The sequence below is a fragment of the Idiomarina solivarensis genome (genome assembly GCF_033052755.1).
Lineage (GTDB): Bacteria > Pseudomonadota > Gammaproteobacteria > Enterobacterales > Alteromonadaceae > Idiomarina.
On the sequence record NZ_JAVFHZ010000001.1, the window covers coordinates 276,535 to 302,189 of the forward strand.

Below are 25,655 nucleotides of genomic sequence, written 5' to 3' on the forward strand. Positions count from 1 at the left end.
AGTATGTATGTCTAGTGGTGAAACGACAATGGTGGCGCCAATTCAATATGGCGTATGGGACAAACTTTTCCGAACTATCGCATTTAAGTTACTGGCTCATTTGGAATATGGGCAATTGACGATAAAAGAAAAGGGAACCTTAATTGAAACATTCGGCAGCCCGGATAAAGATTTGTTCGCTGAGATTGATGTTAAAGATTCGTCCTTTTACCGTCGCTTGGTCACGGGCGGCAGTATAGGTGCCGCTGAACTTTATATCGATAAGCACTGGGACACGACGGATTTGACCGCAGTCATCCGTATTTTTGCGCGGAATTTACCCGCTTTAGATAAGTTGGAAACAAGGCTGGCGTGGTTAACCTTTCCTTTTAATAAATACCAGCACTGGAATAATCGAAACCACAAAGGGCAGGCAAAGAAGAACATATCTGCTCACTACGACTTAGGAAATGAGCTCTATACCCGTTTTCTCGATGAAGCCATGCAGTATTCAAGTGCGCTTTTTAAAAGTCCGACAGACTCACTGGAGCAGGCGCAGTGCCATAAGATGAAGCGGTTATGCGACTCTTTGGATTTGACTGCCGACGATCATTTACTTGAAATTGGTACCGGTTGGGGGGGCCTGGCTATTTACGCCGCTAAAAACTACGGGTGTAAAGTAACTACTACCACCATTTCAGAAGAACAGTATCAGTACGCTAAGTCGCAAGTTGAGGCAGCAGGTTTAACGGATAAAGTTGAGCTGCTAAAACGAGACTACCGTGACTTAGAAGGTCAATATGACAAATTAATTTCTGTAGAAATGATTGAAGCGGTGGGCAAAGAGTATTTACCCACGTTTTTTAGAACCTGCAATGCGTTATTGAAAGAAGACGGGAAAATGGCTCTGCAGGCAATAACAATAGCCGACCAACGAGCTGTATCTTACGCACGTTCAGTCGATTTTATTCAAAAGCATATTTTCCCCGGTGGCTTTCTACCGTCGCTAAGCCAAATGACCCAGCTGTTTACCCGCTACACCGACTTAGTCGTGCGAGATGTTCATGATTTTGGTCTAAGTTACGCGAAAACATTACAGCAATGGGAGCAACGTTTTAACGCAAAGCAACTGGAACTGGAAAAGCTGGGGTATGACGAACGCTTTTCACGGCTCTGGAACTACTACTTTAGTTATTGCGAAGGTGGTTTTCTGGAGCAAAGAGTGTCCGTTGTACAAGTTACCGCAAGCAAAGCGCAGGCCTACTGATGAGTTCTCTTCAGCATAAAATTGTCAGTTTTGTTTTGTTCAACGTACTTTGGTTCAGTGCGGTAGCCGGGCGCGAAAGCTATATCTTTCTTAGTGGTCTTTTGCTGGCTTTACAGTTCTTCTACAGCGTAGCGGTTGCAAAAGTCAGCTGGACCTTAATTTTGCGGCTATTTGCCGTAGGGCTACTGCTGGAAGCTATTAGCATCAGTCTCGGGGTTATTGATTTCGCCGGTGGCTACTTTCCACTATGGCTAGTGATACTTTGGCTAGGGTTCTCGTCAATGGCACCTGTTGCACTGGACTGGCTTGTTCCGAAGCCGCTCTTTGCGGTTTTAATTGGCGCAGTGTCAGGCCCCATCAGTTATATAGCGGGAATAAAGCTTAATGCAGGAACGGTAGAGTCAATACCTCTGGTTATTGCAACTTATGCTGTTGTTTGGGGATTAATGATGGCCTATTTAGTGTTTTCCATGTCGCCCAAGAAAAAGCAGGGAGTGTAGGGTTATGAGGTTCATTTTAGCTGTTTTAGTTGCGCTTTTTAGTGTGAGCTCTTTAGCCGCGCAATGCACGCGTTCAGTGCCGGAAAACTTCTCTAAGGTGGGTGAAACGCGATTGAGTGTGTATTTCTGGGATGTATATGATGCCGTATTATACAGCCCGTCAGGAAGTTATAAGAAAGAAGAGCGTCAAGCTCTGTTGCTAGAGTACCTAAGAGATATTAAAGCAAAAGACTTAATTGAAACAACGGAAGAAGAATGGCAGAAGCTCGAGCTTGAGAGTGGCAGCCACGATGAATGGCTAAACCAGCTGGGCTCTATTTGGCCTGATATTAAAGAGGGTGATTGTCTGCTACTGGTTGAAGAGGAGTCAGGCTCTGCAGCGTTCTACCAAGGAGAAAAGTTACTTGGCACAATTGATGACAAAGAGTTTACCAACCAGTTTTTGGCCATTTGGCTATCAAAGAACAGTCGCTTTGAATCTGAACGAAAAGAGCTAATTGGAGAAAAATAAAATGAATACGCTAAGAGTATTTGCAGTGACGGTGCTGATGTTTCTCACGTCAGCCTGCTCAACAGGAATTGACACCTACAAGGCAACAAAGCCGGAGTTAAAACTGGAAGAGTTCTTTAAGGGTGAGTTAGTAGCCTATGGTATGGTTCAGGACTATAGCGGTGAAGTTATTCAACGTTTTGAAGTGACTATGACAGGAACCTGGAATGGCAACAAAGGTGTTCTGGATGAGCACTTTACGTACGCCGACGGTAGAGAGCAGCAGCGGGTGTGGCACATAACGAAAACTGGACCTAATAGCTATGAAGGTCGAGCTGACGATATTGAAGGTGTAGCTAAAGGAACCACCGCAGGAAACGTTCTTAACTGGGAATACCAGTTGGAGGTTCAGGTTGACGGCAAGCCGATGGTACTCACTCTGGACGACTGGCTTTACCTTATAGACGAAAATAACATGATTAACCGGACCGCTATGTATAAGTGGGGAATTCCTGTTGGAGAGATCACGCTTTATATCGGCAAGAAATAAATATCAAGAATCTCTGTCGGCAACCGATAATATGAGTATAATCGACGCATTGATGAAGCCTTAAAGGTTTAGGGAAATTGCAGTGGCCATTAATTATCCGACATTTTCTTATAACAATCCCCGCATCCAAGGGCAGACGGTTTTTATTAAGCGCGGTCCGCATCAGGGAAAGTTAGGGATAATCGCAAAGTCATTGGATAACGAGCGTTTTCTAATTTCCCAGGCGGACTTTGGTTCAGAAAAGGTTATTTTTAAACGTTGCGATTTTCTTGTGCACCGTTATCGCAAAATTAAAATCCCTATTGACCGCGTCGCTGGCAAAAATCCCGATGTACTATAAGTAAAAAAGCGACCTTAATGGTCGCTTTTTGCGTTGTGTGCGTTAAGTTATATTGTGCCTCTGGGTAAACGGCAACTACTGTCTTTACCTTCTAGCTTTTGCTTCCAGAGTTCTTTTGCGGTTAGGCCACCTGAGCTGGACTTTTTAGCCGGAGACTTCTTCGCAGTCGATTTTGTCGCTGGTTTTTTCTTAGGTTCAGCTTTTTTGGCCGCTGGCTTTTTAGTCTCGGTTTTTTTCGGCTCAGCCTTTTTAGACTCTGACTTTTTAGACTCTGACTTTTTCGGCGCCGCTTTCTTTTCTTGACCAAGTGCTTTTGCTTCATCGGCTAGCTGCGCAAGGCGAACGTTTTTACCACCGTCTACACTGTACCAACCGTTACTGCTCTCTATTTTAGGCTTTTTACCGTGAGCCTTTTGATAAGCTTCGGTATACTCAGCGATTACCTTTTCTTTATCCAGATTGCTCATTCAAGTGTTCCTTTATTCAAGGTTTGTTTTAAAGGGTTTGTATAAAAATACTCCACTCTTCGTTTATACCGTTTTTTCGGATTATTGTCTAATTTCGGTTAAACTGACGCTATTCACACACTCAATTTAGTTTTTACTATGCCTATCAATAGAAACGAGTTACAGAATTATCTCAATAAGCTATTAAACAGTAGCCAGATTCAAGATTATTGTCCTAACGGACTTCAAGTTGAGGGTCAGACCGAGATACAAAAAATAGTCAGTGGCGTGACCGCTTGTCAGGCTTTAGTTGATAGGGCGGTTGACGAGAATGCGGACGCGATACTCGTCCATCATGGCTACTTTTGGAAAGGTGAACCGGCAGAAGTGATCGGCATGAAAAAGCGTCGCTTACAGCAGTTGTTAAAACATGACATTAATTTATTTGCTTACCATTTGCCGCTAGATGTTCACCCTGAATTTGGAAATAACGCTCAACTAGCGAAGCTCATGGAGTGGCAATTTGATGGTGCTGTTGACCCCGCTGATCCCGCATGCCCACTCGTTACCGGAAGCTTAGCCGAACCCGTTTCCTGCGATGAGTTTGCTACTTTGTTAGAGCAACGTTTGCAGCGCCAGCTGGTTTGTCGCGTGGACAGCCTAAACACCATTAAGAGAGTTGCGTGGTGCACTGGCGGTGGACAAGGTTTCATCGACAGGGCGGCACAGTTGGGCGTTGACGCGTTTATTACTGGTGAAGTCTCAGAACCAACAATTCACAGCGCCCGTGAACAGGGAGTGGCGTTTTTTGCGGCGGGTCATCATGCCACTGAACGCTATGGGGCGAAAGCATTGGGCGAGCACATAGCGAGCCAGTTTAAACTGGATGTTCAGTTTATTGATATTGATAGTCCGGCCTAATGAAAGAAGCAGCAAATGAATAAGAAGACGCAAGAACGTGGTGACTTCAGTGGCATTAGCCAGAAGTTTTCTAAATCAATTTACGATACGACCAAGGGCCGACTGCGCATGGAGGTACTGGAGCGCGATTTAGCACCGTTATTATCCGCTCAGCCGTGCTTACTTCTGGACGTTGGTGCTGGGTTAGGCCAGGTCAATCAATGGTTTCAGAAAAAAGGTTTTAGTGTGGTGCATTCTGACTTATCAACTGAAATGGTTGAAGAAGCAGAGCGTCGGCATAAAGCCTCAGGCTTGGGCGAGCAATGTGAGTATCTTTCGGCAAGTTTAGCCGATTTGGTCAACCAACAGCCGCCCACTCAGTACGATATTATTCTATGCCATGCCGTATTGGAGTGGTTGCCGGATACTGAGCTTGCGCTCCAACAGCTGGCCTCGTTATTAAAGCCCGGCGGCACACTTTCTTTGATGTTTTATAATCACCATGCCCAGTTATTTGCGAACGCTATTTATGGCAATTTTGACTATATTGAACGTGGTTTAAAGGTTAAAAAGACGGTTCGGTTAAGTCCGCAAAACCCAGCAGTACCAGAAGATGTTGACCGTTGGTTGCAAATTGAGGGGCTGGAAGTACAACAAAAAACGGGTGTTCGGTGTTTTCATGACTACTTACGTAACATAGAGCATCAGCAGCGCTTTGATGAATTGCTGGCACTTGAAATGAAATACAACCAGCTGTCGCCTTATCGTGAGCTGGGGCGTTACCAACACTGGCTTATCAAAAAAACGGATGGTAAGAAGGAGTGACTATGGGAAAGCAATGTGCATTTATTGGTTTAGGCGTCATGGGTTACCCCATGGCGGGGCATTTAAGAAATGCGGGTCATAAGGTCAAAGTGTTTAATCGCACTCAGGAAAAAGCAGAAAAGTGGTCAAAAGAATATTCAGGCAGCTATGCAGAAACTCCGGCAGAAGCGGCAGAAGATGCTGACTTTGTGATGGTTTGTGTGGGTAACGACGATGATGTTCGTAGCGTTTTTTACGGCGATAATGGTTTGTTAGCAAAGCTAAAACCCGGGGCGCTGGTAATTGATCATACGACGGCTTCTGCGGAGCTGGCACGTGAGCTCGATAAGGCCGTAAAAGAAAAGCAGGCTGAATTTCTGGATGCACCTGTATCCGGTGGTCAAGCCGGTGCTGAGAATGGTGTTCTTACTGCTATGGTCGGCGGTACTCAGCAAAGCTTCGATGCAGCAGATGAACTTTTCAAATGCTACGCAAAGACACGCCAACTAATGGGCCCGGCAGGCAGTGGACAATTAGCTAAAATGGTCAATCAAATTTGTATTGCCGGTGTGCTACAAGGGCTGTCCGAAGGGCTTCAGTTTGCGCGTAAGGTCGGTTTGGATCCTCATAAGCTGGTCGCTGCTATCAGTCAGGGTGCTGCAGGCTCCTGGCAAATGGAGAACCGGTATAAGACGATGTGGGAGAGCCACTACGAACACGGTTTTGCGGTAGACTGGATGCGCAAAGATTTAAAAATTGCGCTGGCAGAGGCCGAGCGTCAGGGCGTGTCACTGCCGGCGACAGCCTTAATTGATCAATTTTACGCGGATGTCCAAAAGATGGGCGGTAGCCGCTGGGACACTTCAAGTTTGCTTGCGCGTCTGGAAAAATAAGAAGAGTAGGGTAATAAAAAAGGAGGCCTATGCCTCCTTTTTTTATGTGGTTAAGAAAGAAACTTAACGGAAACCTTTACGACGTAAAGCGTTTGTCGTGAAATCTTCGCGAGTCGGCGAAATATCCCACTCCATATAAGTGCTTTCTTCGTTCGCTAAACCCAACGAGAGGTAACGACCAGAGTTTAGGTCATACAACGCCTCAGCTGCCATCCATGGAACATCTTGATTGTAGAATTGAACGTTCAGTGCTTCACCGACACGCCACAGTTCTCCACGTCCGTCATAATGATCGATGATAGAAGCTGTCCAGCTATCTTCATCAACATACATAACGCGTTTTGAATAAATATGACGCTCGCCTTCTTTAAGCGTACCTTCAACAACCCAAACACGGTGTTTCTCATAACGAATCAAGTCCTGATTCATGTGACCGGCTTTAATGATGTCTTCATAGGCCAGTTCAGGGTCCATGATTTTGTAGTTGTTGTAAGGAATATAAACTTCTTTTTTCCCTTTCAACTCCCAGTTGTATTTATCTGGTGCACCGTTATACATATCTAAGTTATCAGACGTACGTAAGCCATCTGAAGCAGTACCTGGTCCGTCATAGGCAACATTCGGTGCGCGGCGCACCCGACGCTGTCCGGCGTTGTAAATCCATGCCCGACGACCTTCTTTAACTTGGTTAATAGTTTCATGTACCAACAAGACGGTACCCGTCAGGCGAGACGGAGCTTCAACTTCCTGCATGAAATAGAACAGCACGTTGTCATCAGCTTCCTGACGTCCGGTTTCAAGATACTCAGGGAATACCAAAGTCTCTTTTAGCTCAACGGTGACGTAGTCTCCATTGGCAAGAACCGGGAATTGCGCGATATTTCGGGTGACAGAGCCACCGCGGTAACGAGTAATGTGATTCCATACTACTTCCAGACCACTTTTAGGGATTGGGAATGGGATTGTCGTATCAAAATCTTCGATACCATTACCGCCCGCGGCCAATTCAGCATTTAATGCATTAGACTTTATTTTTGGCCAGAGCTTGTCCGGGTAGGTTGCTGAACGACGTGTTGGATAGACGTTCATTTTATAGTCCGGATACTTCTCAAACATGGCTACTTGGCCATCTGTCAGATTTTCTTTGTACTTATTTAGATTCTCTTGAGTAATCGTAAATAGGATTTCATCTTCTGCAAATGGGTTGGTTCCACGCACAGTTTCGACTGAGTGATCAGAGTATCCGCCATCCCACGCGGGGATAGAACCGTCAGCATTTCCGGCTCTCGTCGCTCCGATAAACGTTAACTCTTGACCAAGCTTAGCCGCTTGTTCAGGCGATACCTCAGCCGCTACGCTTGCGGAGATCACCGATATGGCAAGTACGCCAGCTTTTAGCATCAGTTTATTCATTATAATTTTCCTTGTTGTTCTACTTTCCAATGTCACTTTGCCAGAGGACTGACCTCTCAAGCAATACTTTAACGAAAAAAAGCACGAATTTAACGAAAAAAGGTTTTCAAATTATCTTGAGCTTATACAATCCTATGACATTTTGAGTACCCAGGAGGTTCCATGCGTTCGTCTTTTGCCCCGGTTGGGGTGTTGCTAGGCGCACTGCTGAGCACAAGTTTGTTGGCTCAGGAAAGTGATACAACGATAAAGGATTACGACGTAATCACTGCACCGGCATTGCCGTCTGATGAGATACGAAGCGAAGTACTGATTGAGATAACGCAAGTAGGTGATCGCTTAGTTGCCGCAGGTGCTCATGGCAATATTATTTGGCGAGATACAGCCGATAGCGAGTGGCAGCAGGCGGACGTCAACAGCAGTATTCTTATCACGAGTCTTGGGTTCTCTAACGAGACGATAGGCTGGGCTACCGGGCATCACGGTGTGCTGTTAAAAACCGAAGATGGCGGCAAAACCTGGCGAAGAAAACTGGACGGATTCGATCTGATAAAGCTCGAAGAAATTTATTATGAGCAACGAATCAGCGACTTAAAGCAGCGTCTTGAATCGGTTGATGACAGCGACGAAGCAAGTGAAATAGAGTGGCTGCTTGAAGATTTGCAGTTTCGGTTAAGTAATATTGAAATGGCAATGAAAGAAGGACCAAGTAAACCTTTGCTTGATGTCTATGCCGTAGATAACAACACCATATATGTTATTGGCGCTTACGGTACGTTTTTAGAGACTAACGATGGCGGAAAATCCTGGAAAGTAGTGGCCGATAAACTTGATAACCCTAATGGGTATCATCTTAACGCTATTTTTGGGTCCAATGATACGTTGTACATTGCCGGTGAGTCCGGCATGGTCTTTCGGAGTCTGGATAAAGGCGAGAATTGGAAGCGGTTAGAGTCTCCTTATCGCGGCTCGCTGTTCGGCGGACATGTCGATACTCAGCAGCGCTTATGGATATACGGCCTCCGGGGAAATGCGTTTGTTTCCGACGATAAAGGAGACAGTTTTACCAAAATAGAGACAGGCGTAGGTGTTAATCTGTCAGCGGGTACAACCTCTGAGAATGAGAATCAGCTAATTGTTGGTCATTCAGGGGTTATCCTTAAAGTGAAAAATGATTTCAGTGTAGAAAAAATAACTCATCCAAGTGGCTCCGTGATGACCGATATCATTACCCTGGAAAACGGCGAATGGCTAATGACAGGCCGCAGTGGTTTGCTACACTGGCCTGCCCAGAGTGAGAAAACAGCCACGGCTGAGAAACAGGGAGTGCAGTAAATGGATAATCCAAATGTGAACAAGCCCGCTGGTTGGTTAGAAAAGCTGTTATTTACAGCCCGGGCTCCCTGGCTTATTGCCTTTTTACTACTGACTGTTTTTTTGGGGTTTCAAGCGTCACAGGTCCGGCCCGATGCCAGTTTGAAAAAAATGATTCCGACAAATCACCCTTTTATTCAAAACTACTTTGAGTATCAGGATGATTTAGCCAGCTTAGGCAACGTTGTGCGGGTGGCCGTTGAGAATAAAGACGGCGATATTTTTGAAGCGGACTTTCAACAGCAACTGAAAAAAATTACCGATGAAATCTTCTTCATTCCGGGCGTTAATCGTTCGGGACTACGAAGTCTGTGGACGCCCAATGTGCGCTGGATGGAAGTAACCGAAGAAGGCTTTGTTGGCGGCCCAGTGATACCGGACGACTATGACGGCAGCGAAGAATCACTTGAAAACTTGCGTACTAACGTTCTGCGTTCGGGCGAAGTCGGCAACCTGGTAGCCAATAACTTTGAATCAACTATTATTTATGTGCCTCTGGATGAGGTTAACCCTGAAACTGGCAAAAAGCTGGATTATCAGGAGTTCTCTCAAAAGCTTGAGACATTGGTTCGTGACAAGTACCAAAGTGAAGACATTGCCATTCATATTACCGGCTTCGCTAAGTTAATTGGTGATTTGATTGAAGGCGCAGAACAGGTTGGTTTGTTCTTCTTATTAGCAATCGCCATTACTCTGGTGATGCTCTATTTATACAGCCGTTGCTGGCGCAGCACCTTCGTGGTTTTAGGTTGTTCTATTATTGCCGTTATTTGGCAGCTGGGCATTATTGAACTGATTGGGAGCGGTATTAACCCTTATTCAATGCTCGTACCATTTCTGGTCTTTGCTATAGGCGTGTCCCATGGCGTGCAAATTATCAATGCAATTAGCGCTAACCGAGTTGCTGGCTTTGATAAGCTAAAAGCTGCGAGACTCGCCTTCCGAGGCCTTTATGTTGCCGGACTAACAGCACTTGCAAGTGACGCCATTGGTTTTACCACGTTAATGGTTATTGATATTGAGGTGATAAAAGAGCTAGCAATTGCAGCCAGTATTGGTGTAGCGGTTGTTGTTCTGACTAACCTTGGTCTGTTGCCTATTTTAATGTCGTATTTGGGTACTTCAGAAAATGGCATTGCTTATGAGAAGAAAATTGAGGGCGAACGCCACTTTCTGTTTGAGTTCTTCGCTAAGTTTACTCAACCTAAATGGGCTTACTCGGCTTTAGTTGTCGCTCTTGTGATGCTGGGCTGGGGCTTGGTTAATAGCCAAAACTTAGCAATTGGCGACTTAGATAAAGGCGCCCCCGAGCTGAGGCCTGACAGTCGCTATAACAAGGATAATGCGTTTATTGTTGATAACTACAGTTCGAGTACTGATATCTTTGTTGTCATGGCCGCATCGGCTCCTGAGCAGTGCATAGCCTACGACAATCTGGAGATGATGGAACGTTTTAGCTGGCATATGGAAAACACTGCCGGAGTGCAGGACGTTAAATCCGTTGTGTACGTATCTAAAATGGGTATGTTTGGTATTAACGAAGGGAATCTTAAGTGGTTTAGCCTTAATCGAAACCAGTATGTTATTAATGCGTCACTCAGCCGGATCCCTGACGGTTTGATTAATAATGACTGTTCGATGGCACCCGTCATCATTTATCTGGATGACCATAAAGCCAAAACATTAGAAACCGTGGTTTCGTCAGTTAAAGAGTTCAAGAGTAACTATCAGGAAGACGGACTTGAGTTGTTAATGGCAGCAGGGAACTCAGGTATTGAAGCGGCAACAAACGCTGTTATCGAAGACGCACAAAACAAGATGTTATTGTGGGTTTATGGCGTTGTTATTGTTCTTTGCTTTTTGACGTTCCGTAGCATTCGAACGGTTGCCTGTATTATCTTACCTTTAGCCTTTACTACCGTAATGAGCCAAGGGCTAATGGCGACTCTGGGTATTGGTATTAAAGTGGCAACCCTGCCGGTGATTGCTTTAGGGGTTGGTATCGGTGTCGATTACGGTATTTATATCTACAGCAAAGTAAGAGAAGGCTTACAGCAGGGGATGTCGTTACAGGAAACCTATAAATACTCACTGGACAATACTGGTAAGGCTGTTGGCTTTACAGGGTTAACTCTGGCTATAGGTGTCGCAACCTGGATATTCTCGCCAATTAAATTCCAGGCGGATATGGGCATACTGCTCACCTTTATGTTCCTTTGGAATATGTTGGGTGCGCTGATATTAATTCCTGCACTGGCTCGTTTGTTCAGAGTAGGAAATAAAAAAGCGTAACTCGCTTATCCGAAAGGTAAGTCAGTAACTTTAGGCGTCGGCTTTTACTAAGTCGGCGCCTTTTTCTGCTATAGCGATAGTGGGAGCGTTGGTATTACCGCTAATGACGGCGGGCATAATAGAAGCGTCCACCACCCGCAGTCTCTCTATTCCAAGTACTTTTAGGTTGGGGGCAACCACCGCTGCAGGATCATTTACAGGTCCCATTTTGCAAGTACCTACCGGATGATAGATAAGTCCGGCTCTGGACTTAATTTGCTCCAGAAGTTGCGCATCGCTGGTGTTGATTCTGGGGAATATAAACCCACCATTATGCTGGTTTAAAGCCGGTTGATTTAGTATTTTAATGGCTTTTTTAATGCCATTCAGTAAGGCGTTTTGATCATCATGGTGAGTTAAAAATCCATAAGTGATTAGCGGCTTACCCAGCGGGTCGTCAGGATTCAAACGGATCTCACCGCGTGACTGAGGCCTCAATAGACATACATGACAGGTAAACCCGTGTTTTAGTGTTGGATACCAGTCATAACCACTGTCATTAAACATAACGGGCAATAAATGGATTTGGATGTCCGGCTCTTTAACCGCATCGGAAGAGCGGTAAAAGGCACCAACTTCGGCTATAGAATGCGCCAGCTGCCCTTTTTTCGTCAGTAAATACTGCACAAAAGGAACGGATAATTTCACAAGGTTCCAGGGTGTTAGCGTCAGGCCATCTTTGGCTTTGTTTTTACAATGGATACTGATATCCACATGCTCTTGGAGGTTCTTGCCGACAGCCACATTTTCATGAACAAGGGGGATATTCGCTTTTTCAAGCTCTGAAGCTGCCCCTATGCCTGAGCGGAGTAATATCTGAGGTGAATTAAAAGCACCGGCACAAAGAAGCACTTCCTTTTCCGCATGGGCGGTGTACCGGTGACCATTTTGCTGATAGCAAACGCCTGTTGCTCTTTTATTTGAAAATATCACCCGCTCGGTGAGGCAACCCGATAACAGGGTTAAGTTTGAGCGCTTTAGTGCAGGCTTAAGGTAAGCATGGTAGGCGCTGCAACGCTTTCCGCCTTTTATCGTGAACTGGAATGGCCCATGGCCTTCGAGCCGGAGGCCATTAAAATCAGGGTTAGCGGCTAAACCGTATTCGCTGCAGGCTTCTAAAAAATGGTGAGATACCGGGTAGTAAGGAGAAACATCGGATACCGCTAAGGGACCGCCAACCCCGTGGTATTTTGAGCGACCACGACTGTTGTTTTCACTTTTTTTAAAGTAGGGCAGCAGGTCGTTATAACTCCAGCCCTGGTTACCTTGTTCGGCCCAGGCGTTATAGTCACTGGGTAGACCTCGGGTATAAATCATGGCGTTAATGCCGCTGCTGCCTCCCAGCATTTTACCTCTGGGCGTATAGCAACCTTTTGCATTGGTAAGTTGAGGCTCCCTATCACTTCGGTAAAGCCAGTTGAATTTCCGGCTATGCATAAAACGGGCAAAACCCGAAGGCATATCGGAGAAGAGCCCGCCATGAGAGACGCCGGCTTCAAGTAGTAGAACCTGGTATTTACCGCATTCGGTTAGTCTGTTGGCAAGAGTACAGCCGGCAGAGCCGGCTCCGACTATAATATAATCAAATGAATTTGTAGCATTAGAGTGATGCGGCGTAGTCATACAGTGACTTTAGTAAGCGCAACTTATGTGCGTCTTCCTGATGCTGATTGGCCAAATCTTCCAGTTTCAACGCGAATTCTTCTGCACTTAGCATCCCTTCAGGCGGCTGCAATAACCTCTGTTGGCAAAACTGCCGCCATTGATTCAGTTCTTTGTCCGTTAGGGTGGAAGGGTAATTCCTCGCGCGATAACGCAGCAATAACTGGGCCATACGCTTGTCCTGAAAGTCCAGTTCCAGGCCGGCCAGTTGTTGCGGTTCTGAGGAACGGATGATCTCCATATGTTTTTTGTCCTGAGGCGAGAAAAAACCGTCGTATATCTGGTGATCAACATCAGTTCTGGGTGCAAATGCCTTGGTTTGCTCGAACACTTGCATCAACTTATCGCGGAAATCACTGTTTTCTTGTAACCACTTAGCATTTACCTCCAGGGCTGCTGTATCGAGAGCAGCATTATCGGCAGCTTCAGCAGAAATGGTTTTAACGGGCGCAAGAAACGGACAGCGCCCCAGGTGGATATTTTGTAATCCACTCTTTGTAAGGCCTTGCTCTTCCAAGTCTCTGCGACTGGTGTAAGTTAGATCCGTTAATTCTTCTACCGACTTATCGGCAAAATCCATAGGCGGGACACGTAAGTCCCAGGCAATAACGTTGTTATTCTGTTTAGGGTGAAAGCCCAGCGGTAAAATAGCGGATAAATAACGATTCGCTGTACCGTAAAAGCCACTGACATGAGCCAATGGCTCCGGCGCCTGCCAATTGAATAAATCCAGGAGTTTTTGTTTTCGCCGAATACTGTAAGCCCATTGCCACAGTTTGGGTTGCTTTTCGCTGATAAGTTTAGCCAACCCTATGGTGGCGTAAACGTCTGACATAGCATCGTGCGCCTGACCGTGTTCAATATCGTTGGCAACACTTAAATGCTCAAGTTTTAGACTGGGCTGGCCATCAGCATTATCCGGCCAGTTGATACCCTCGGGGCGTAAGGCAAAACAAGCCCTGACCACGTCAATTAAGTCCCAGCGCGAGTTGTTATTTTGCCAACTGTATTCATAAGGGTCATAAAAGTTACGGTAGAACAACAGGCGAGTCACTTCATCATCAAAACGAATGTTGTTGTACCCAATAATGGTGGTATTGGACTGCTGAAACTCTCTGGCTATGGCTTTACTGAACTCCGCTTCCCCAACGCCTTGTTTCATCGCAAGCTGCGGCGTTATGCCGGTAATTAGCGTGGCCTCAGGGTTCGGTAAGAAGTCTGGTGTGGGTTGAGCGTAAAGTGTTAATGGCCGCCCGATAACATTAAAATTGGTATCCGTGCGCAATCCGGCAAACTGTGCAGGGCGATCGACTAACGGGTTGGCACCCCATGTCTCGTAATCGTGCCAGTAGAAAGTTTCTTGTTCTTTTTGTGCCATAAGCCTAACTGCTCAGCTAAAAAGAAAAACTATAGCACGAGCACGGAGAATAATTCAGCCACTCACTGCCTTTCAATGCTATTCACTTGCACGTCGTACGCTTTATCCAGCTTTTGCTCTATGGTGCGTTCATCGTCGTGGCGAAAAGCCAGCTCCGCGTGGGGTAATATTCTTTCGGCTAAACGCCTGGCAACCTCATCCCGAAGCATTTGTTCGTTGTCGAGTGAATCGCCATTCACTTCCAGCGTTATTTGTTGTTTGTCGCCTAAGTGTGTGTATTCAACGTGATACGTTGGCATCTGAAAATCTCCTCGTTGTCAGCTCGGCGCTTTCCTGCGACTATGTCATGACTAACAGTCTAGCCTATAACAATAAAACCGAGGTCGAGATGAAAAAACTCTATTTATCTGCATTACTTACCGCTGCTGCGTTTGGATCGCTGATACCCGCTGCTCAGGCGGATGATCACGATGTTGAATATGCCATGGCTATTCACGGTGGGGCCGGCACCATTACCCGGGCCAATTTAACGGCTGAACAAGAACAAGCTTATAAAGATAAACTGACTGAGGCATTAGAAGCTGGCCGTAAAGTACTGAAGGAAGGTGGTGACAGCACTACTGCTGTAGTTGCTGCTATTCAGGTAATGGAAGCTTCTCCGCTGTTTAACTCCGGTAAAGGTGCGGTTTATACCTGGGATGGTGAACACGAACTCGATGCTTCCTTAATGGAAGGCTTACATCACAATGCCGGGGCGGTTGCGGGAGTTCAAACGGTCAAAAGTCCCATTGCGTTGGCACGAGAGGTAATGGAAGAGTCTGTGCATGTCATGCTCAGTGGTGAAGGCGCAGAACAGTTCGCGCAGCAACAAGGGGTGGAACAGGTTGATAATAGTTACTTCAATACCGAGCGTCGCTATCAGCAGCTGCAAAAAGCGAAAGAAAGCATCATAAAAAGTGAGCAATCTGAGCAACAAGCCTGGGAATATCTGGATTTGGACTACAAATATGGCACCGTTGGTGCGGTTGCGGTTGATAAAAATGGCTTGTTAAGCGCCGGAACGTCAACGGGCGGCATGACGGCTAAACGTTATGGTAGAATAGGCGACTCCCCAATCATTGGTGCGGGTACCTGGGCTGACAATGATAGCTGTGCAGTTTCGTCAACCGGACATGGTGAGTATTTTATTCGTTTCCATGTGGCTGCTGATATTTGCTCGCGGGTAAAATATAAGGGTATTTCTGTAAGCGATGCCGGCGATGAAGTGATCCACGGTGTGCTGGAGCAAGCCGGTGGAACGGGCGGGGTCATTATTATTGACCAGAAAGGCAATATTGCCATGCCGTTTAATACTGAAGGTATGTACCGCGGCTATTTTAAGGGTGAAGGTGATACCCATATTGCTATTTATAACGAGGATGAATAAGTTCGGAGTCTATGAGTCGTCAAAAATCGCAGGATAAGTCACAAAATAGTCCTTTTGTTGAGAAATTTCAGACACAACTAGAGCAATGTACAACACAAAAGGCCGCGCTATTGCGCGGCCGTTTGCGTGGTCTCAGCAAAATTAAAAATGAGCAACGACAGCGGCAGGTACTGGAGCGGATAGCGGCCGATATTGAAACTGCTGAACTGGGATATCTGGAACGGCAGCAACAAAGTTTTTATATCAACTATCCTGAAGAGTTGCCGGTTGCTCAACAGCGCAGTGACATTAAATTGGCTATTGAGCAAAATCAGGTCGTGGTCATTGCCGGTGAGACGGGCTCGGGTAAAACCACTCAGCTACCCAAAATGCTGCTGGAACTGGGTTATGGCCGGAAGGGAACCATTGGCCACACGCAGCCCCGGCGTTTAGCCGCGCGTAGCGTTGCAGCCCGTATTGGGGACGAGCTGCAGGATCACGCTAAAAAGCAGGTGGGTTATAAAATCCGTTTTCAGGATGAAACCGCGCCAACCACTGCAGTCAAACTCATGACTGATGGCATGCTGTTGTCTGAGCTGCAGCAAGACCCTCTACTACTGCAATACGACGCCATTATTATCGATGAGGCACATGAGCGCAGCCTTAACATCGACTTCTTGTTGGGCGTGTTGCATACCCTGTTGCCGAAACGTCGTGATCTGAAAGTTGTTATCACGTCAGCAACCATTGAAACCGAGCGCTTTTCAAAGCACTTCCATGATGCGCCTGTACTGACCGTCACCGGGCGTACCTATCCGGTCGAAGTACGTTACCGGCCACCAAAAGAAGACGGTAAAGCGGCTGACGCGGATGTTTTACAGGGCGTTTGTGATGCCGTTGAAGAACTGCAGCGCGAAAGTGAAGGCGATATTCTTATTTTTGCCAGTGGTGAACGAGAGATTCGTGATTATGCGGACGCTATTGGTGAGATGAAACTGCGTAATACCGAGGTTCTTCCGCTGTATGCACGCTTGTCGTCACACGAACAGAATCGCGTATTTCAGGCGCATAGTCAGCGCCGGGTGGTCATAGCCACCAATGTTGCGGAAACCTCTTTAACGGTTCCGGGTATACGTTTTGTGGTTGATCCGGGAACGGTGCGAATGAGCCGTTATAGCTATCGAACTAAGGTGCAGCGACTACCTATTGAACCTATCTCACAAGCCAGTGCAAACCAGAGGAAGGGCCGTTGCGGACGTATTGGTCCCGGTATTTGTATTCGTTTATACAGCGAAGAGGACTTTTTACAGCGGCCGGAGTATACCGATCCTGAAATTCTTCGTACGAACTTAGCCGCAGTAATATTGCAAATGTCGGCGTTGCGCCTGGGTGATATACGACAGTTTCCTTTTGTACAAAAGCCGGATGAACGTTTTGTTAAGGATGGCCTGAACCTACTGGAAGAACTACACGCTATTGCGCCCGGCCGTAAACGTGAGCAACCGCAGCTGACAGAGACCGGAAGGCAACTGTCACGCCTGCCGTTGGATCCGCGATTAGCCCGAATGGTATTAGCCGGCCAGCAATACGGCTGCGTTCGGGAAATGCTGATTATTACTGCCGCGTTGAGTATTCAGGACCCGCGGGAAAGGCCGCACGATGCTCAGCAAAAAGCAGACGAGTGGCATCAGCGCTTTCGTGATAAAAGTTCCGACTTTATGGGCTTCCTAAATCTATGGAATTACGTTAAAGAGCAACAGAAGGCTTTATCTGGTAACCAGTTTCGGAAGCAGATGGGGCGTGAGTTCATTCATTTTATGCGGCTGCGTGAGTGGCAGGATATTTATACGCAGAGTCGGCAAACCGTTCGGGAAATGGGGCTATCCATCAATCAGGAAGCGGCGACGTTTGAGCAAATACACAGAGCGTTAATTACCGGCTTATTGTCTCAGGTGGGTGTAAAAGAAGACCGACATGAATATCAGGGTACACGGCAAACCAAGTTTCACATTTTCCCGGGATCGGGATTATTTGGTAAGCCGCCTAAGTGGGTTGTCACGGCAGAGTTGGCAGAAACGTCGAAACTCTATGCGCGCATTAATGCCGACATCGATCCCTTGTGGATTGAGGAAGCAGCCCCACACCTGGTAAAAAAACAATACCTTGAGCCGCACTTTGAAAAGAAACAGGGCAGTGTTATTGCTGATGAGCAAGTGACTTTACTGGGACTTATTTTGGTGCCCAGACGACGAGTTCAGTACGGTCCAGTGGCGCCTGTTAAAGCCCGGGAGATTTTTATCCGCGAAGGTCTGGTAAACTCCCAGTTAACACGCAAGTTGCCTTTTATACAGCATAACCTGAAGTTAATTAAAGACGTTCAGGCGTTGGAAGCGAAGTCTCGTCGGCGCGATATCCTGGTTGACGAGGAGGTCCTGTTTGAGGCGTATGATCGTTCAATACCCGAAGGTATCTACAATGAGAAGCTGCTGGCCGGCTGGTGGCATAAAGCCGCAAAGAAAGAGCCCAAGCTATTATTCTTTGAACGCGATGATTTAATTGCCGGCGATACCGAGCACATTACAGAGAACGAATACCCCGAGTTTTGGCGTCAAGGCAACCTGAGACTGCCATTAAGTTACCACTTTGAACCGAACGCAGAAGATGACGGCGTCAGTGTAAATATCCAGCTGGGCATTTTGAACCAGGTGAAGCTAAACGGTTTCGACTGGCATATACCGGCCTTGCGTGAGGAGCGAATTGCTCACTTGATTAAGTCGTTGCCAAAATCGTTGCGGCGAAACTTTGTCCCCGCGCCAAATTTTGCTGGCGCAATAATGGCGGATGTAGAGCCATTAGAAGGGCGTCTAACCGACGCGATGGCAACGAAATTAAGACGTATGACCGGCGTTACGGTTCCGGATGACAGTTGGGACGAGAAGGCTCTTCCGATTCATTTAAGAATGAACTTTAAGATCTTTGACGGTAAAAAGTTGGTGAGTCAGGGCCGTGACTTACAAAGCTTGCAACAGCAGCTTTCAGGTAAAGTGCAGCAACGTCTTGAAAAGACAGCGGGTGATGACATTAGTCGCGATCGTGTTGAAAACTGGGACTTTGACGACCTACCTGAAGTAATCACCGAACGTCAGCAGGGCTTTGAACTTAAAGCTTACCCCGGTTTGATAAACAAAGGCAAAGGTCAGGTTGCGCTGCAATTGTTTGATAACCCGGAACAAGCGAAAAAACATCATAAAACCGGTGTGCGGGAGCTGCTACTGCAGCAGATACCGTCGCCAATTAAGCATTTGCAGAAGTCGTTGTCTAATAAAGCTAAGTTGGCCATGTATTTTAACCCTTGGGGCAAAGTCGATGCTTTAATCGGGGACTGCATAGCAGCTGCTGTGGATGGTCTTATTGAGGAACAAATAGAGCAGGGCAATGAACTCAGGGAGCAACAAGCCTTTGAACAACTGAAAGACATTGTCCGGGCTAATTTGAATGAACGTGTCGAGCAAATTGCGCTGGAAGTCGAGCAGTGCCTGTTGCTTTCGCAGCAAGTCAGAAAGTCTTTGAAAGGTAAAATTCCACTGGATCAGATTCAGTCACGGGGCGACATTCAGGACCAACTGGATAATTTGGTTTTTGCCGGTTTTGTCTCCGCCTTTGGTGGACAACGTTTGAACGATATTGTGCGTTACTTGAAAGCAATTCAACGACGCCTGGAGAAGCTTCCGGTTGATCCGAACAAAGATCGTCTAATGACACTAACGTTGGCGAGTCTTGAAGAACAATATAAAGCGATGGTTAAAGCTTATGAGAATAAAGGATCCATAGTTCCTGATGAGGTATCTGAAATTCGCTGGATGATTGAGGAACTGAGAGTATCGTTTTTTGCGCAAACTCTGGGAACCAAGTACCCAGTGTCAGAAAAGCGGGTGAAACAAGCATTAGAGGCGGCTAAATAGCCGCCTCTTAAGTCGTTTACACCATAAATTAAGCGGTATAAAGACCTAAGTTTTCCTTTGCATAGGCTTCAAATTCAGTGAAACCGCCAACGTGCTGTTCGTCGACAAAAATTTGAGGAACGGTTTGAACTGGCTTGCCAACTGTTTTTTCTAAGTCAGCTTTGCTAATGCCTTCAGCGTGAATATCGACATAACGATAATCAAAATCGTCCATATCGGCTTTTAATTTATCCGCTACCTCTACGGCGCGAACACAGAAAGGACAACCAGGACGTCCAAAAATGACTGTAAACATGAAATACCTCTTTTCAAAAATTTATGCTTCTATTATCCAGATTTTGCCGATGGTTAACAATGACTCTGTACGATGGCCACAATCGATTTAATGAATGATGCTAATGGTCAATGTCCAGGTCCGACTCGGGAACGCAACAGCAGGGCAGAATATCGCCTTTTCTGACGTAGGCCAACGGCTCTGTTGTGTAGCGAACTGAGCCAGATTTTAATGTGCTGCGGCAGGCACCACAAAAACCACTGCGGCAATGGTAATGCATTTCTAATTGATGCTTTTCTAAGGCTTCGAGTAAGGTGCCTTCAGTCGCATCAACGGCGAGTTCAGGCCCACCGTTGACTTTGACTTTAAAGGTATTGGCCATAACTTAGAGATCAAAGTCCCCAAGGTCAGAAGCATTAACTTCACTGTCTATTTGACCGACAAGGTAGGAGGTAATTTCAGACTCTTGCGGTGCGACTTGAACGTTGTCTGATACCAGATATTTGTTCATCCAGGGCAGCGGATTAGAACGCTGGTTTTCAAACGGGGCATCGAAGCCTATGGCCTGCATACGTAAGTTCGCAATATATTCTACGTACTGGCAGAGCATGCTTTCGTTCAAACCAATCATTGAGCCGTCTTTAAACAGGTAATGTGCCCACTGTTTTTCCTGCTTCACTGCCGTCATGAAAATTTCGTAGGCATCATCACGGAGTTCCTCGGCAATTTCTTTCATTTCCGGGTCGTCTTCGCCGTACTGCCATAAGTTGAGAATATGCTGAGTGGAAGTTAGGTGGACGTTCTCATCACGGGCTATCAGCTTAATGATTTTTGCGTTACCTTCCATTAATTCGCGTTCTGCAAAAGCAAATGTACAGGCGAAGCTGACGTAAAAACGAATGGCTTCCAGCGCGTTAACCGAGTTAATGCACAAAAACAGTTTTTTCTTTATTTCGCGCTGGGTCACGGTGTGAGTTTTACCATCAACGACTACATCGCCTTCACCGTGGGTTTGCAACAACTGAGTGTAAAAAATCAGATCGTCGTAGTATTTAGAGATGTCATTCGCGCGAATTTTAATTTGCTCGTTAATAACGATGTCTTCAAATACTTCACTCGGATCACTAAACAAGTTACGCAAAATGTGAGTGTACGAACGCGAATGTATCGTCTCAAAGAATGACCAGGTTTCTATCCAGGTTTCTAACTCAGGAAGAGACACGATAGGCAATAGCGCGATATTCGGAGAGCGGCCCTGAATAGAATCTAACAGTGTCTGGTACTTCAGGTTAGAAATAAATACATGCTTTTCACTGGCGGTCAGTTTATTAAAATCGATGCGATCTCGGCTGACATCAATTTCTTCAGGTCGCCAGAAAAAGCTGATTTGCTTCTCAATAAGCTTTTCGAAAATACTGTGCTTTTGCTGATCGTAGCGAGCAACGTTAACGGAGTTGCCTAAAAACATAGGCTCCGTTAACGGATTATTCTGCTCTTGGTTAAACGTTGAGTACGACATTCGGTAAAGTCCTTCTTATTAAATTTTACAGGCACCGCCGGCACAATCGTCATCATCTTCAATAATAACTTCTGTTGGCTGGGCTTGAGGCTTATCGGCACGTTGACGTGCAGCAATGTCGGACTGGTTATCTGCAGCACCATCACGAGTATTGTGATAATAAAGTGTTTTTACCCCAAGCTTATAAGCCGTTAATAAGTCTTGCAGAAGCTGCTTCATTGGCACTTTGCCCGCTTCGAACTTACTTGGGTCGTAGTTGGTGTTTGCAGAAATTGTCTGGTCAACAAACTTTTGCATAATACCGACCAGCTCAAGGTACCCTTTGTTACTCGGGATCTGCCACAGCAGCTCGTATTTGTCTTTTAAGTTCTCGTAGTCAGGAACAACCTGTTTGGTCACGCCATCTTTTGACGATTTAATGCTGACAAAGCCACGAGGAGGCTCAATACCATTAGTTGCATTAGAAATCTGCGAAGAGGTTTCTGATGGCATTAAAGCCGATAAGGTTGAATTACGCATGCCGTGTTGTTTGATATCCGCACGCAGCTTATCCCAATCCAGATGTAATGGCTCGTCGCACACCTTATCCAAATCTTTCTTATAGGTATCGGTTGGCATAATGCCTTGAGAGTAGGTGGTCTCATTGAACTTAGGACAAGCACCTTTTTCTTTTGCCAGGTTCATCGACGCCTGCATCAGGTAGTATTGTATAGCTTCGAAAGTCTGGTGAACCAGACCGTTAGCCGAGCCGTCTGAATATTTAACGCCGTGCTTGGCTAAGTAATAAGCGAAGTTGATGACACCAATACCCAGAGTACGACGATTCATGGTGGCATTGTAAGCCGCCGGAACTGGGTACTCCTGATAATCTAACAGGCTGTCCAGGGCCCGAACCGCTAGGTCTGCGAGGTTTTCAAACTCACCGAGGTTTTCGATTTTACCTAAGTTAAACGCCGACAGCGTACACAGAGCAATTTCGCCTTCTTCATCATTCACATGACTTAATGGCTTGGTTGGCAATGCAATTTCAAGGCACAGGTTACTCTGGCGGATAGGAGCGACTTTAGAGTCAAACGGGCTGTGCGTGTTGCAATGGTCAACGTTTTGTACATAAATACGACCGGTGCTGGCACGTTCCTGCATAAACAGACCGAACAGTTCAATGGCCTTAATACGCTTTTTACGGATGCTTTCATCCTGTTCGTACTGAAGGTACAAGCGCTCAAACTCGTCCTGGTCTTCAAAGAAAGCATCATAAAGGCCCGGTACGTCAGACGGACTGAACAAGGTAATGTAGTCATCTTTAATCAGACGTTGATACATGGTGCGGTTAAACTGTACGCCGTAATCTAAGTGGCGAACTCGGTTCTCTTCAACACCCCGGTTGTTTTTCAGGACAAGTAAGCTTTCAACTTCCAGATGCCAGAGTGGGTAGAACAGGGTAGCCGCGCCTCCACGAACGCCACCTTGTGAACAGCTTTTAACCGCTGTCTGGAAGTATTTATAGAACGGAATACATCCGGTGTGAAACGCTTCGCCGTTACGAATAGGGCTGCCTAAAGCGCGAATACGACCAGCATTAATACCGATACCGGCGCGCTGTGAAACATATTTCACAATGGCGCTTGCAGTGGCATTAATAGAGTCAAGGCTGTCACCGGCTTCAATTAAGACGCAAGAACTGAACTGACGAGTGGGCGTACGTACACCTGACATAATAGGTGTTGGCAGTGAGATTTTAAACTCGGAGGCCGCATCATAGAAACGTTTAACGTAGTCCATGCGAGTGCTTTTCGGATAGTCAGAAAACAGACAAGCCGCCACTAAAATGTATAGAAACTGAGCACTTTCATAGATATCACCGGTGACCCGGTTCTGAACCAGATATTTATTTTCTAGTTGCTTAACCGCCGCATAAGAGAAGTTCATGTCACGCCAGTGATCCAACACCTCGTCCATTTGGTCGAATTCTTCTTCACTGTAATCGTCCAGCAAATGTTCGTCGTAGCGATGCTCTGCGACCATCTTTTTCACATGGTCGTACAGCCGCGGTGGTTCAAATTTACCGTAAGCACGCTTGCGTAAATGGAAGATGGCCAAACGCGCTGCCATGTATTGATAATCAGGCGCTTCTTCTGAAATCAAATCGGCTGCAGCTTTAATGATGGTCTCATGAATATCTTCAGTTTTAATACCGTCGTAAAACTGAATGTGAGATTTAATTTCGACCTGAGAAGCTGAAACATTATTCAGTCCTTCAGCGGCCCACATTATGACCCGATGAATTTTATCGAGGTTTAGCGGTTCGCGTTCGCCGCTGCGTTTTGTAACATAAAGTTGCTCGTTCATTTTGCGCCGACTCTTAGCTTTTTGTTATAGGTTTGTAGCCACAAGATATAGTGCTTATTAGTTGTACAGAGCGATATTTACACAATATCTAGTGTGTCTGGGATGGATTGTATGCTAGGTCTAACTGCCAATACGATCAAGCGAATTTACGGCTAAAAATTAAATAATTTTAATTTCGAAATCTTGATTTTTTGTCAGCCTTTAACTGGCGTGAGTTTGCGCCGTAAAGCGTGCTATATAATTTTTTTGTCTTTCAAAAGAGGTTTATAGATCAAGAGTTATCAATGGCCAGTAGTTGCAGTAACTCCAATGGCGATGCAATGTGATAGTCGGCTTGCCAGCGTTGGGGTTGGTCTTCGTTGCTAATATAACCATATTCAGCCAGCACGGTGACCATTCCGGCATTACGACCCGCTTCAATGTCCCGCTCAGCATCGCCGACATAAAGGCAATCTGCTGGCTCTACACCCAGTTTTTCAGCGGCGTAGAACAGTGGATCGGGCGAGGGTTTGGAAACACTCAGCGTGTCTCCGCTAACGACAATTTGGATTGCTTCAAATGCCGGAAAGTGCGGCAGTAACTGTTGCGTTAGCCTTTCGGGTTTATTGGTGACTATGGCGACTTTTATCGATTCACGTTGCAACACAGCCAGTAACTCCAAAACGCCGGGGTAGGGTTGGGTATGAAGGGCAATATTGTTTTTATAGGCGCTTAGGAATGCATGCCGCAATTCCGTTTCCATATGCGCGTAATCGTCAGCGAAAGCCAATTGAAGTAAGCCTCTGGAACCATGAGATGCTTTCGGTGTAAATACCTCAGCGTTTATGGGCGGACGTTCATATTGCTCACAAACTGCGTTTAGCGCAGCGCCTAAATCCGGTGCGGTATCAAGCAAAGTTCCGTCTAAGTCGAACAAAACTGCTTTCACCGGATAGCTTCTATCAAATGTCGCCATCGGTTACTCCGGCTTTCTTAAAGCGACGATGTAATTCACATCGACATCTTTTTCTGAAAGCACGAAGCCTTTCAGTGGATGAAAAATAAGGCCATTAATTGCAATATCTTCCAACGCAGCCTGATCGGTCATACGTAAAAGCTCTGAGGGCCGAATGAAGCGTTGGTGCTGATGAGTGCCTTTGGGTACCCAGCCTAAAACGTGCTCGGCAGCGACAATTCCCAACAGCCAGGACTTTACATTCCGGTTGAGCGTAGAGAAAAACACTCGTCCACCGGGTTTTAGTGCTTTAGCGCAAGCTTGTATGATAGCGCTAGGATCCGGCACATGTTCAAGCATCTCCAGACAGGTAACAATGTCGTAGCTTGCGGGTTCTTGTTCCGCTAGCGTTTCTACGGCAACGCACTGATAGTCAATTTGCTGTTTACTTTCTAACGCGTGCAGGCGGGCGACTTTTAATGACTGCTCAGCCAAATCAATACCGGTGACCTGGGCACCACGTTCCGCCATTGCTTCACTCAGTAGTCCGCCGCCGCATCCTACGTCCAGAATCCTTTTTCCGAACAACCCCTCAGCATGATTTTCAATGAAGCCCAGCCGCACCGGATTGATTTTATGCAAAGGTTTGAATTCTCCATCGGGATCCCACCAGCGCGAGGCGAGGGCTGAAAACTTGGCGATCTCTTCCGGATCGACGTTTTTTTGTTCAGTTTTAGAGCGACTGGTGGTCATAGATTATGCGTCTTTAAGAGATGGATAACGCGGCTAGTCTACCTCAGGCAAAGAATAAGAAAAAGAGGGTGCGAGACTCGGTTGGGATGGGTACAATGATTGGATCAAAATAACAATGAATATGCGGATCTA

At 46.2% G+C, this 25,655-nt stretch carries 23 protein-coding genes; 12 read left to right on the plus strand and 11 right to left on the minus strand.

The genetic code is table 11. The features are described 5' to 3' along the window. Positions 1 to 7 precede the first annotated feature (7 nt). The 5 genes from RBK99_RS01325 to RBK99_RS01345 all read left to right on the plus strand — a co-directional run bounded on the left by RBK99_RS01325 (position 8) and on the right by RBK99_RS01345 (position 3,126). A complete protein-coding gene (locus tag RBK99_RS01325) occupies positions 8 to 1,246 on the plus strand; it encodes a class I SAM-dependent methyltransferase (protein ID WP_317502847.1) in 1,239 nt (412 codons plus the stop codon). Beyond that, positions 1,246 to 1,746: a DUF2878 domain-containing protein gene (locus RBK99_RS01330; protein WP_317502848.1), complete on the plus strand. Its 501-nt coding sequence runs from the start codon at positions 1,246 to 1,248 to the stop codon at positions 1,744 to 1,746. The genes RBK99_RS01325 and RBK99_RS01330 overlap by 1 nt, the downstream gene beginning before the upstream one ends. A 4-nt stretch (positions 1,747 to 1,750) precedes the next feature. After that, positions 1,751 to 2,257 (plus strand): chalcone isomerase family protein, encoded by a 507-nt coding sequence (locus RBK99_RS01335; protein ID WP_317502849.1) that lies wholly within the window; start codon positions 1,751 to 1,753, stop codon positions 2,255 to 2,257. 1 nt (position 2,258) lies between these two features. After that, positions 2,259 to 2,786: a DUF3833 domain-containing protein gene (locus tag RBK99_RS01340; RefSeq protein WP_317502850.1), complete on the plus strand. Its 528-nt coding sequence runs from the start codon at positions 2,259 to 2,261 to the stop codon at positions 2,784 to 2,786. Positions 2,787 to 2,868: 82 nt separating this feature from the next. Then, positions 2,869 to 3,126, plus strand: coding sequence for a DUF3912 family protein (locus RBK99_RS01345; RefSeq protein WP_317502851.1), 258 nt, complete (start codon positions 2,869 to 2,871; stop codon positions 3,124 to 3,126). 47 nt (positions 3,127 to 3,173) lie between these two features. Here RBK99_RS01345 and RBK99_RS01350 read toward each other — a convergent pair whose 3' ends face one another. After that, positions 3,174 to 3,593 (minus strand): hypothetical protein, encoded by a 420-nt coding sequence (locus tag RBK99_RS01350; RefSeq protein ID WP_317502852.1) that lies wholly within the window; start codon positions 3,591 to 3,593, stop codon positions 3,174 to 3,176. 138 nt (positions 3,594 to 3,731) lie between these two features. On the opposite strand from RBK99_RS01350, the gene RBK99_RS01355 reads away from it, so the two are divergent. The 3 genes from RBK99_RS01355 to RBK99_RS01365 are packed head-to-tail and all read left to right on the plus strand — an operon-like array spanning position 3,732 to position 6,169. Beyond that, positions 3,732 to 4,493, plus strand: a complete 762-nt coding sequence (locus RBK99_RS01355; protein ID WP_317502853.1) for a Nif3-like dinuclear metal center hexameric protein — start codon at positions 3,732 to 3,734, stop codon at positions 4,491 to 4,493. Between the two features lie 15 nt (positions 4,494 to 4,508). Beyond that, entirely contained in the window at positions 4,509 to 5,297 is a 789-nt protein-coding gene (locus RBK99_RS01360) for a methyltransferase domain-containing protein (RefSeq protein WP_317502854.1), read from the plus strand. Positions 5,298 to 5,299: 2 nt separating this feature from the next. Beyond that, positions 5,300 to 6,169: an NAD(P)-dependent oxidoreductase gene (locus RBK99_RS01365; RefSeq protein ID WP_317502855.1), complete on the plus strand. Its 870-nt coding sequence runs from the start codon at positions 5,300 to 5,302 to the stop codon at positions 6,167 to 6,169. Between the two features lie 63 nt (positions 6,170 to 6,232). Here RBK99_RS01365 and RBK99_RS01370 read toward each other — a convergent pair whose 3' ends face one another. Continuing rightward, complete coding sequence (locus RBK99_RS01370; protein WP_317502856.1) at positions 6,233 to 7,582, minus strand: DUF1329 domain-containing protein; 1,350 nt, start codon at positions 7,580 to 7,582, stop codon at positions 6,233 to 6,235. A 162-nt stretch (positions 7,583 to 7,744) separates the two neighbouring features. On the opposite strand from RBK99_RS01370, the gene RBK99_RS01375 reads away from it, so the two are divergent. Next, positions 7,745 to 8,917, plus strand: coding sequence for a WD40/YVTN/BNR-like repeat-containing protein (locus tag RBK99_RS01375; RefSeq protein ID WP_317502857.1), 1,173 nt, complete (start codon positions 7,745 to 7,747; stop codon positions 8,915 to 8,917). After that, the gene (locus RBK99_RS01380; RefSeq protein ID WP_317502858.1) at positions 8,918 to 11,248 is read left to right on the plus strand and encodes an efflux RND transporter permease subunit; all 2,331 of its coding nucleotides are present in this window, start codon (positions 8,918 to 8,920) and stop codon (positions 11,246 to 11,248) included. 30 nt (positions 11,249 to 11,278) lie between these two features. Here RBK99_RS01380 and RBK99_RS01385 read toward each other — a convergent pair whose 3' ends face one another. The 3 genes from RBK99_RS01385 to RBK99_RS01395 all read right to left on the minus strand — a co-directional run bounded on the left by RBK99_RS01385 (position 11,279) and on the right by RBK99_RS01395 (position 14,626). Further along, a complete protein-coding gene (locus tag RBK99_RS01385; RefSeq protein ID WP_317502859.1) occupies positions 11,279 to 12,910 on the minus strand; it encodes a GMC family oxidoreductase in 1,632 nt (543 codons plus the stop codon). Then, on the minus strand, positions 12,888 to 14,327 hold the full coding sequence (gene sbcB / locus RBK99_RS01390; RefSeq protein ID WP_317502860.1) for an exodeoxyribonuclease I: 1,440 nt from the start codon (positions 14,325 to 14,327) through the stop codon (positions 12,888 to 12,890). The genes RBK99_RS01385 and sbcB overlap by 23 nt, the downstream gene beginning before the upstream one ends. A gap of 62 nt (positions 14,328 to 14,389) precedes the next feature. After that, positions 14,390 to 14,626, minus strand: coding sequence for a hypothetical protein (locus RBK99_RS01395; protein ID WP_317502861.1), 237 nt, complete (start codon positions 14,624 to 14,626; stop codon positions 14,390 to 14,392). An 89-nt stretch (positions 14,627 to 14,715) separates the two neighbouring features. Between RBK99_RS01395 and RBK99_RS01400 the strand changes: the two genes are divergently transcribed. Next, positions 14,716 to 15,753: an isoaspartyl peptidase/L-asparaginase family protein gene (locus RBK99_RS01400; protein WP_317502862.1), complete on the plus strand. Its 1,038-nt coding sequence runs from the start codon at positions 14,716 to 14,718 to the stop codon at positions 15,751 to 15,753. Between the two features lie 11 nt (positions 15,754 to 15,764). Then, complete coding sequence (hrpA, locus tag RBK99_RS01405; protein ID WP_317502863.1) at positions 15,765 to 19,694, plus strand: ATP-dependent RNA helicase HrpA; 3,930 nt, start codon at positions 15,765 to 15,767, stop codon at positions 19,692 to 19,694. A 28-nt stretch (positions 19,695 to 19,722) separates the two neighbouring features. Here hrpA and RBK99_RS01410 read toward each other — a convergent pair whose 3' ends face one another. The 6 genes from RBK99_RS01410 to ubiG form a co-directional block, all read right to left on the minus strand. Next, entirely contained in the window at positions 19,723 to 19,989 is a 267-nt protein-coding gene (locus RBK99_RS01410) for a GrxA family glutaredoxin (RefSeq protein WP_054487610.1), read from the minus strand. A gap of 100 nt (positions 19,990 to 20,089) precedes the next feature. Beyond that, positions 20,090 to 20,350: a class I ribonucleotide reductase maintenance protein YfaE gene (yfaE, locus tag RBK99_RS01415; RefSeq protein ID WP_317502864.1), complete on the minus strand. Its 261-nt coding sequence runs from the start codon at positions 20,348 to 20,350 to the stop codon at positions 20,090 to 20,092. Between the two features lie 3 nt (positions 20,351 to 20,353). Further along, complete coding sequence (nrdB, locus tag RBK99_RS01420) at positions 20,354 to 21,487, minus strand: class Ia ribonucleoside-diphosphate reductase subunit beta (RefSeq protein ID WP_317502865.1); 1,134 nt, start codon at positions 21,485 to 21,487, stop codon at positions 20,354 to 20,356. A gap of 18 nt (positions 21,488 to 21,505) precedes the next feature. After that, a complete protein-coding gene (gene nrdA, locus RBK99_RS01425; RefSeq protein WP_317502866.1) occupies positions 21,506 to 23,836 on the minus strand; it encodes a class 1a ribonucleoside-diphosphate reductase subunit alpha in 2,331 nt (776 codons plus the stop codon). Between the two features lie 271 nt (positions 23,837 to 24,107). After that, a complete protein-coding gene (locus RBK99_RS01430) occupies positions 24,108 to 24,791 on the minus strand; it encodes an HAD family hydrolase (protein ID WP_317502867.1) in 684 nt (227 codons plus the stop codon). A 3-nt stretch (positions 24,792 to 24,794) separates the two neighbouring features. Further along, on the minus strand, positions 24,795 to 25,523 hold the full coding sequence (gene ubiG, locus RBK99_RS01435) for a bifunctional 2-polyprenyl-6-hydroxyphenol methylase/3-demethylubiquinol 3-O-methyltransferase UbiG (protein ID WP_317502868.1): 729 nt from the start codon (positions 25,521 to 25,523) through the stop codon (positions 24,795 to 24,797). Between the last annotated feature and the right edge of the window lie 132 nt (positions 25,524 to 25,655).